At 64.5% G+C, this 7,740-nt stretch carries 11 protein-coding genes and 1 pseudogene; all 12 read right to left on the bottom strand.

All coding sequences use genetic code 11. The features are described from left to right. Positions 1-665, bottom strand: a 665-nt coding sequence (gene fliP / locus EN939_RS13320) for a flagellar type III secretion system pore protein FliP (RefSeq protein WP_127268385.1), incomplete at its 3' end; no start/stop codon positions are given. Then, complete coding sequence (locus EN939_RS13315; protein WP_127268384.1) at positions 662-1,156, bottom strand: flagellar basal body-associated FliL family protein; 495 nt, start codon at positions 1,154-1,156, stop codon at positions 662-664. The genes EN939_RS13315 and fliP, both read right to left, overlap by 4 nt. A gap of 17 nt (positions 1,157-1,173) precedes the next feature. Then, positions 1,174-1,881, bottom strand: a complete 708-nt coding sequence (gene flgH, locus EN939_RS13310) for a flagellar basal body L-ring protein FlgH (protein ID WP_127268383.1) — start codon at positions 1,879-1,881, stop codon at positions 1,174-1,176. Next, on the bottom strand, positions 1,878-2,459 hold the full coding sequence (locus EN939_RS13305; protein ID WP_127268382.1) for a MotE family protein: 582 nt from the start codon (positions 2,457-2,459) through the stop codon (positions 1,878-1,880). Before EN939_RS13305 ends, flgH begins: the two co-directional genes overlap by 4 nt. Positions 2,460-2,468: 9 nt before the next feature. Then, positions 2,469-3,710, bottom strand: a complete 1,242-nt coding sequence (locus tag EN939_RS13300) for a flagellar basal body P-ring protein FlgI (RefSeq protein ID WP_127268381.1) — start codon at positions 3,708-3,710, stop codon at positions 2,469-2,471. Continuing rightward, on the bottom strand, positions 3,707-4,234 hold the full coding sequence (gene flgA, locus EN939_RS13295) for a flagellar basal body P-ring formation chaperone FlgA (RefSeq protein ID WP_127268380.1): 528 nt from the start codon (positions 4,232-4,234) through the stop codon (positions 3,707-3,709). Before flgA ends, EN939_RS13300 begins: the two co-directional genes overlap by 4 nt. A gap of 3 nt (positions 4,235-4,237) precedes the next feature. After that, the gene (gene flgG, locus EN939_RS13290; protein WP_013529795.1) at positions 4,238-5,026 is read right to left on the bottom strand and encodes a flagellar basal-body rod protein FlgG; all 789 of its coding nucleotides are present in this window, start codon (positions 5,024-5,026) and stop codon (positions 4,238-4,240) included. Between the two features lie 11 nt (positions 5,027-5,037). Beyond that, complete coding sequence (locus tag EN939_RS13285) at positions 5,038-5,364, bottom strand: flagellar hook-basal body complex protein FliE (RefSeq protein ID WP_127268379.1); 327 nt, start codon at positions 5,362-5,364, stop codon at positions 5,038-5,040. Continuing rightward, a complete protein-coding gene (flgC, locus tag EN939_RS13280) occupies positions 5,364-5,780 on the bottom strand; it encodes a flagellar basal body rod protein FlgC (protein ID WP_013529797.1) in 417 nt (138 codons plus the stop codon). The genes EN939_RS13285 and flgC overlap by 1 nt, the downstream gene beginning before the upstream one ends. Positions 5,781-5,782: 2 nt before the next feature. Next, entirely contained in the window at positions 5,783-6,163 is a 381-nt protein-coding gene (flgB, locus tag EN939_RS13275) for a flagellar basal body rod protein FlgB (RefSeq protein ID WP_027038255.1), read from the bottom strand. 79 nt (positions 6,164-6,242) lie between these two features. Further along, entirely contained in the window at positions 6,243-7,082 is an 840-nt protein-coding gene (locus EN939_RS13270; RefSeq protein ID WP_127268378.1) for a hypothetical protein, read from the bottom strand. Then, positions 7,069-7,740: pseudogene (gene fliI / locus EN939_RS13265) on the bottom strand (flagellum-specific ATP synthase FliI); the annotation flags it as partial. The pseudogene fliI and the gene EN939_RS13270, both read right to left, overlap by 14 nt.

The following is a 7,740-nucleotide window of genomic DNA, read 5'->3' as shown; positions in this document are numbered from 1 at the left end:
ATCTTGAACGGCAGCGACACCACTGTCGGCGGCAGCATCATCATGCCCATCGCCATGGTGATGGTGGCGACGATCAGGTCGATGACGAGGAATGGCAGCACGATCAGGAAGCCGATCTCGAAACCGCGCCGGATCTCCGAGATCATGAAGGCCGGCACCAGGATGCGCAGGTCGACGGTGTCACGCGAAACGGTCTGTCCGCGCTCGCGGGCAAGGTCGGCGAAGAGGTCGAAATCCTTGTCACGCACATTGTGCAGCATGAAGGTGCGGAACGGGTCCGAAATCTTGTCGAAGGCTTCGGTCTGGGTAATCTGGTTGTCCATCAGCGGCTTGACGCCGGTGTTCCAGGCCTGATCGAAGGTCGGCGCCATGACATAGAAAGTCATGAACAGCGACAGCGAAATCAGGATGAGGTTTGCCGGTGTCGACTGCAAGCCGATGCCGGCGCGCAGGATCGAGAAGGCGATGACGAAACGGGTGAAGCTGGTCACCATGATCAGCAGGCCTGGCGCCACCGACAGAACGGTCAGCAGGCCGAACATCTGGATGATGTAGCCTACGGTGGTGCCGTCGGCCTTGCCGATACCGCCGAGATCGAGTTGCTGCGCCGTCGCGACGGACGTTGCGGCCGCGATCATCGCCGTGGCGAGAAGGAACTTTCTCATTCGAGCAGCAATGTCCTGATAAGAATCTGCTTGGCGTGACCCTGGCTGCGGATCGAGGCGCGTTCCTCAAGATCGGCCTTCAGGTGCTGGTAGCCGCTGGCGCCCTCGATCTGATGCATCTTCAAGGTGCGCACCAGGGCCAGAAGATCCTGGTGGATGTCATCCGACATTGCCTGTGGCTGCGGCCCGTCATAGACGACGGACACCTCCATCCTGATCCATGTGCCGGCAGGCGAGGCGATGTTGGTGGTGATCGGCGCCAGCACGACAAGCATCGGGCCCAGGCCTGGCTGCTCGGCCGCGGTGGGCTGCATGATCTTGCCTTCGTTCTCAGGCGCGACCGGTACCGACGCCGGTGCGCCGACGCCTTTGAGATAACCGCCGGACATCCAGCCCATGCCAATGGCGGCCGCCGTCACAAGCAGCAGCAGGCCGGCCTGGATGGCAGGGGAGGGACCCTTGCGTGGCTGAACCTGTTCGATATTTGCCACGGCGCCCTGCTCCGATCCTAGAACGGAAGAACCTGGTCGAGAATCTGCTGGCCGTAGGCAGGCTGCTGGACCTCGGTGATGCGACCGCGTCCGCCGTAGGAGATGCGGGCCTCGGCGATACGTTCGTAGGGGATGGTGTTTTCGGCGCCGATATCGGCCGGCCGCACGATGCCGGCGAGCGTCAGCACCCTGAGCTCGGCGTTGACGCGCACTTCCTGCGATCCGGTGATCATCAGATTGCCGTTGGGCAGCACATCGGTGACGATCGCCGCGACATTGAGCTCAAGTGTCTCCGAGCGCTTGATCTCGCCGTCGGCAGTCGTGTCCGTGGTGGAGCTGAGAGCCCCAGCGCCCTTGCCGGCTGTGCTCCACTGGTCCCACTGCGCGCTGAGGTCGTAACCGAGCTTGCGATTGGCGGTGCGGCTCCTGTCGTTCTGGTTCTTGAAGTTGGCCCGATCGTTGATCTTGATCTTGACCGTCAGGATGTCGCCCTGGGACAGCGCCCGCGGGTCGGTGAACAGCCGGCTCTGGCGGTCGTCCCACAACGAGAATTTCTTGACTGGCGCGGGCGGCGTTTGCGGATAGCGATAGAGGGAGCCGGTACTGCCGCCATCGATGCCGGAGCCGACCGGGGACAGGGCCGGCTCCCTGCCGACCTCCTTGAGGTTGGTTCCGCAACCCGACAGCATGGTGACCGCGCACAGGACAAGCATTTTCCGGATCATGACGGATCTACCCTTCGGGCTGCGCTGGCCATAATGCCGGTGAGCGTCGCCGCTGCCTTCTGGTCCATTTCGTTGAGGATGACGCTCGCCTTGCGTGTATCGAGCTTCATCAATATGGCCGCAGCCAGATCGGCGTTGACGATGGCCAGCCGCTCGGCGGCGGCGTCGGGCTTCATGCCGGCGTAGATCTGGACCACGCCGTCCTCTGCCCGGGCCAGGAAAACCTCGCGTCGCTTCAGCCAGGTCTCGTATTCAGCTTTCTTTGCATCGAGAGCTTTCATGCGCTCGTCAATGCCGGCCTGGAGCTGCTTCAGTTCCTCCGCCTGCAGGACATAGCGGCGGTCGCGGGCGGCGTCGGCGATGTTTGAGCAGAAGCGCTCGATCTCGCTTTGGTCCGGCGCCTTTTCCCGCGTCAATTGCTGCGGCGTCGCTGCCACCGGTGCTCCCGGCAGGACCTGGCGGACCGTCTCCTCGCCGCGCGCAGTGTCGCCGGCAAAGGGCAGCGTCGCGAGAATGGCGGACGCGAGCAGGATCGCAGCGGTGCGGTGTCTTTCGTGGTGTGAGAAGAAGCGCGTCATCGGCATCGCCTATTGCAGAACCAGGTCGGCCTGCAGGGCCCCGGTCGACTTGATGCCCTGCAGGATGGCGATGATGCCATCCGGCTTGACGCCGAGGCGGTTGAGGCCGGAAACGAGGGTCTGGAGATCGGGTCCGTCCAGCACGGCAACGCGGGCGTCGGGCCGGCTGGCGTCGATGGCTGTGAACGGTTCGATGGCGGTCTCGCCCTTGGAGAAGGGCTCGGGCTGGACGACGCGCGGCGCTTCGGTGATGCGCACGGTGAGCGTGCCGTGGCTGATGGCGACACGTGAGATCTTGACGTCATTGCCGATGACGATGGTGCCGGTGCGCTCGTCGATCACGACACGGGCCGGCGTGTCGGATTCGACCACCAAATTCTCGATCTCGGCATAGAAGCGGGCCGCCGAGACACCTTTCGGCCTTCTGATCTGAACGGTGCGCGAATCGCGCTCCGCCGCCACCCGCATGCCGAAGCGCTGGCCGGTGTAGTCGTTGATGGCGTCGGCGATGCGGATAGCGGTCGAGAAATCGGGATTGCGCAGTTGCAGCGTCAGGATCGCCTGATCGTCGAACTCGGCCTGGACAGCACGCTCGACGATGGCGCCGTTCGGCACGCGGCCGGAGGTCGGCACGCCTTGCGTCAGCTGCTCGGCCTGTCCCTGGGCGGTAAAGCCGGACACGATGACCGAGCCCTGGCCGACGGCATAGATCTCGCCGTCCGCCGCCTTCAGCGGCGTCATGATCAGCGTGCCGCCGGAAAGCGAGGTCGCGTCGCCCATCGAGGAGACGTCGATGTCGATGCGGGCGCCCGATTGCACGTAGGGCGGCATGTTGGCGGTGACGATGACGGCGGCGACATTCTTGGCGCGCGCACTGCCGCCTTCGGTGGCGATGCCGAGATTTTCGAGCATCGCGCGGATCGACTGTTCGGTGAATGGCGAGTTGCGCAGGCTGTCGCCCGATCCGGCAAGGCCGATGACCAGGCCGTAGCCGACGAGCTGATTGTCGCGCGAACTCTGCAGCTGGGCGATGTCCTTGATGCGCGCGGCGACCTGGCCCGGCGGCAGCGAACTTGGCCCGGTCGACACCCGGAACATGCGGCTGGTGGTGGCCGGATCATATTCGGGATCGCTGTAGACGCCGCCATTCTTGGCGGCGAGCTCGCGCTTGGCCTTCGACGTCAGGCCATCGGCCAGCGCCGGCTGCAGGCCAAGCACGGCTGCCAGCATCAGGGTAAGCCCGCGCATCATGAAGCGCTGACCTGGATGGTTCCGTCCGCCATCACCGTGCCGGACAGGATTTTGCCGCTGTCGATGTTGCGAACCTTGACGAGGTCGCCCGCAACTCCCGGCTGCAGCGTCACGGCGGTGGCCGAGATCGTCAGCCCGCCGGCGATGAAGAAGATCTGCACGGAAGCACCCTGTTCGACCAGCCAGGCCTCGCGGATGGCGGTGGAAGGAATGTAGCGGCCGGGCAGCAGCGTGCGCTTGGCGACCTTGCCATCCAGTTCTTCGGCTCGCGTGGCGACCGCCTCCGGCTTGCGCTTGCCGACGATAAGGGTGACCTGTTTCAGGGCAGCCAGGTTGATGGTCTCGCCGGGATAGATTACCCGGCTCGGAATAAGCACCACCTCGCCGCCAGCTTGATTGCTGGCGATCCGGGTGGCCGATTGGTTGGTCGACTCCTGGGCAAAAGCCGGCATCGTGCCGGTCACCAGCGCAAGGACGAGCGCGGTGCGGCGGAATGCGGACAGGAGGCCGGGCGTCGACATCATGCGTTACCTGATGTTCTTGGAGACCACGGAGGCCATGTCGTCGGCGGCCTGAATGACCTTGGAGTTCATCTCATAAGCGCGCTGCGCCGAGATCAGTTCGGTGATTTCCTTGACCGGGTCGACGTTGGAGGCTTCGAGATAGCCCTGCTGGATGGTGGCAAAGCCGGGATCGCCCGGCACGCCGACATTCGCCGGCCCCGAAGCCGTGGTTTCCTGGAACAGATTGTCGCCGAGCGGCGCCAGGCCGGCCTCGTTGGCGAAGTTGGCGATCTGAAGCTGCCCGAGGTTCTGCAGGTCGGTCTGGCCATCGATGCGGGCGAAGACCTGGCCGGTCTTGTTGACGATGACCTCGACGGCATCCACGGGAACATTGATTGCCGGAATGACGGCAGCGCCGTCGACCGTCACGAGTTGGCCGGTGGCGTTGGTGTTGAGAGCTCCGGCGCGGCTGTAGAGCGTGCCGCCGTCGGCACCCTCGATCTGAAACCAGCCCCTGCCGGTCAGCGCCAGGTCGAAACTGTTGCCGGTGCTGGTCAGTTCGCCCTGGGTGTGCACGTTGCGCACGGCCGTCGTCTTGACGCCGAGGCCGATCGAGACGCCCTCCGGCACCAGCGAGGCGTTGGAGCGGTTGGGCACGCCTTGTGTACGGTCGACCTGATAGAGCAGGTCGGAGAATTCGGCACGGGCGCGCTTGTAGCCGGTGGTGTTGATGTTGGCGATGTTGTTGGCGATGACTTCCAGATTTGTCTGCTGGGCATTCATGCCGGTGGCGGCGATGGCGAGTGCTTTCATGGCGGAATTCCTCAGATGCCCATTCGACTGACTTCGAGATAGGCGGAAACCACCTTGTCGCGGATGGCGACGGCGGTCTGAAGCGCCTGCTGCGCGCTCATCACGGCGTCGACCACCTGACGGGTGTCGGCGTCGCCCTTGAGCGCCTGCAACGATACCTGCTCGGCATTCTGCAGCGTGTTCACGGTCTTGGAGGCTGCCTGGCTCAGCGCCTCGGCGAAGGAGGTGCCGATGGTGCCGCCGGCCGAAGGTGTCGCACCGCCCTGGAGCAGGCTTGTGGCCGTGTCGTCGCCGCCGATCGACGGCTTGAACTGAAGCGCTCCGATACCGCTGATCATTACTGGTTCCTCATCAGGTCGATGGTCATGGAAATCAGGTCGCGGGCCTGCTTGACGACCTGAAGGTTGGCCTCGTAGGAGCGGTTGGCCTCGGTCATGTCGGCCATTTCGATCAGCACGTTGACGTTGGGCATCTTGACGTAGCCCTTCTCGTCGGCTGCCTCGTTGCCGGGCTGGAACTCGACTGGAAAGTCGCTGGGGTCTCGATCGATCGAATTCACTGCAACGGTTGAGCTGCCGGAGGCCCTGTCAAGCTCGGAGACGAAGCTGATGGTCTTGCGGCGATAAGGATCGGAGCCGGGCGCGGTGCCGGTCGACTGGGCGTTGGCGAGATTTTCGGAAACCACGCGCAGGCGCTCCGACTGGGCGCCGAGGCCGGATGCTGCGACTTTGAGGGCTGCGGTCAGTGCGTCCATGGTCAGCTCTTCACCGCCATCATCATCATCGTATGAAACGCCTTGACGATCGCCGTGTTGAGTTCGAAGGAGCGGCGCACCTCGCCGGCTTTCAGCAACTGGTCTTCCAGAACGACCGAGTTCTTGGACGGCATGACGACGCCGTCATTCTCCTGCGGCTTGATGGTGAAGCCGGCATTGGTCGCCGCATTGCCGAGATGGCCGGCCTGGGTCGCCTGCAGCGATACGGCAGCGCGGTCGAGCACCTTTTCGAATGGCTCGACATCGTTTGCCGTATAGCCTGGCGTGTTGGCATTGGCGATGTTGCCGGCGACTGCCGACTGGCGCACGGCCAGCCATTGCGCTTGCTTGGCGGCGAGGTCGAAAAGGGAAACGGGCTCCATGGGAATCTCCGAGCAGGTACCCAGAGACTAGGCCGCCAGTCTTGCGCGGGCCTTGCGGATGGCGGGAGCCGGAGATCGTTTATCTGGAGAGTTCGATCACCCGGTCGGCACTGGTGACCATGACCCATTTGCCGTTGCGCTGCTCGATGGAGGACACCTGACTGGAGTCAGGCAGTATCGAGCCGCGCTGGACGATCCAGAGGCCAGCGTCGTCCTGGATCATGGCACGGCCGTTAGCGACATGAACCATGCGGAATTTCGCCGCGTCGGCCGGAAACGGTTGCTCGTCGGGTGCGGCTGCGGGATTGGCGTCGTCCCGCACCGTCCCCGTGGCAAGAAGATCGAGATTGGCCGCGGGAATATCCTTTGCCGTCAGCGGCGCGCTGCGTTGCGCGACCACGCCGCCGCCCGCTCGCCCGGAATTGGAGCCGGTGCCGCCGAACTTCATCGCCTGGACGCCAAACTGGTCCTGGTTGAAGAAGATGTACCAGGGAAACAGGGCGCAGATCAGGCCGAGCGTGATGCCGAGCGCGGCTATGACGAAATCGCTGCGTCGGTCGGACTTCTTCTTCAGTCGGGGAAACGGTGCCTTTGGCGGCTGCGGCCATTCGGTGCGCGGGAACAGCCCGTCGATCAGCGAGTCGCGGCTGGCCTGCGTCATCTCGGCAGCCACCGCCTGGGGAGCCCGGGGCAGAGCGGGTTCGACGGGCCTGGCCAGATCAGGATCGGCTTTGCCAGCTCGTGGCAGGATTGGCTTGACGGCTCTGGCCAGAACGGCCTCGGCTTTGGCTGCGATGTCACGGGCGGCCTTTGCCTTGGCGGTTCTCGCTTCGTCAGCCTCGGCTTGCTCCACGGCGTTGGCCTCGGCGATCATGTCGCGCAGGATGCGCTCGGTATATTCGCGTTCAGTCTCCGGCATCGGCCTTCAGCTTGCTCTTGAGGTGGCGGGCGAGATCGGAGAACGGGTCGGTCGACGGGCGATCCTTCGGCGCTTGCGTCAGCGCCTCATAGATCAGCGGCACCTGGCGCACGGCGATGTCCAGTTCGGCATCGGCGCCCCCCTGATAGGCCCCAAGCAACCGGATATCGCGCGTGTCCTCGAAGCGCGAGATCATCGACTTCAGCCTTGTCACCAGCGCGCGCTGTTCTACGCTCCAGGCCTTTCCGGCCAACCGCGATATGGACGACAGCGGGTTGACGGGGGGATAGCGACCCTGTTCGGCGATCGCACGGTCGAGCACGACATGGCCGTCGAGGATGCCGCGCACGGAATCGGCGACCGGATCGTTGTGATCGTCGCCGTCGACCAGCACGGAAATGATGGCGGTGATGGATCCTTTGCCTTCCCCGCCCGGCCCGGCGCGTTCGAGCAGCTTGGGCAGTTCGGTGAACACCGAGGCCGGATAACCGCGCGCGACCGGCGGCTCGCCGGTCCCCGTCGCCACCTCACGCAGGGCGTGGGCGAAGCGGGTGATCGAATCCAGCACCAGCAAAACGCGATGCCCCTGGTCGCGGAAATGCTCGGCGACGCGCATGGCGGTGTCCGGCGCACCCCGGCGCCTCATGGCGCTTTCGTC

This window comes from Mesorhizobium sp. M7A.F.Ca.CA.002.05.1.1 (genome assembly GCF_003998335.1).
In the GTDB taxonomy this organism is placed as follows: domain Bacteria; phylum Pseudomonadota; class Alphaproteobacteria; order Rhizobiales; family Rhizobiaceae; genus Mesorhizobium.
This window is presented reverse-complemented; position numbering and strand designations above follow the sequence as displayed.

Excerpts from the sequence above, each read along its gene's own strand:
- EN939_RS13305 (WP_127268382.1), bottom strand. The coding sequence starts at position 2,459 with ATGACGCGCTTCTTCTCACACCACGAAAGACACCGCACCGCTGCGATC.
- flgB (WP_027038255.1), bottom strand. The coding sequence starts at position 6,163 with ATGGAGCCCGTTTCCCTTTTCGACCTCGCCGCCAAGCAAGCGCAATGG.
- flgH (WP_127268383.1), bottom strand. The coding sequence starts at position 1,881 with ATGATCCGGAAAATGCTTGTCCTGTGCGCGGTCACCATGCTGTCGGGT.
- EN939_RS13285 (WP_127268379.1), bottom strand. The coding sequence starts at position 5,364 with ATGATCAGCGGTATCGGAGCGCTTCAGTTCAAGCCGTCGATCGGCGGC.
- EN939_RS13270 (WP_127268378.1), bottom strand. The coding sequence starts at position 7,082 with ATGCCGGAGACTGAACGCGAATATACCGAGCGCATCCTGCGCGACATG.
- EN939_RS13300 (WP_127268381.1), bottom strand. The coding sequence starts at position 3,710 with ATGATGCGCGGGCTTACCCTGATGCTGGCAGCCGTGCTTGGCCTGCAG.
- flgC (WP_013529797.1), bottom strand. The coding sequence starts at position 5,780 with ATGGACGCACTGACCGCAGCCCTCAAAGTCGCAGCATCCGGCCTCGGC.
- flgA (WP_127268380.1), bottom strand. The coding sequence starts at position 4,234 with ATGATGTCGACGCCCGGCCTCCTGTCCGCATTCCGCCGCACCGCGCTC.
- flgG (WP_013529795.1), bottom strand. The coding sequence starts at position 5,026 with ATGAAAGCACTCGCCATCGCCGCCACCGGCATGAATGCCCAGCAGACA.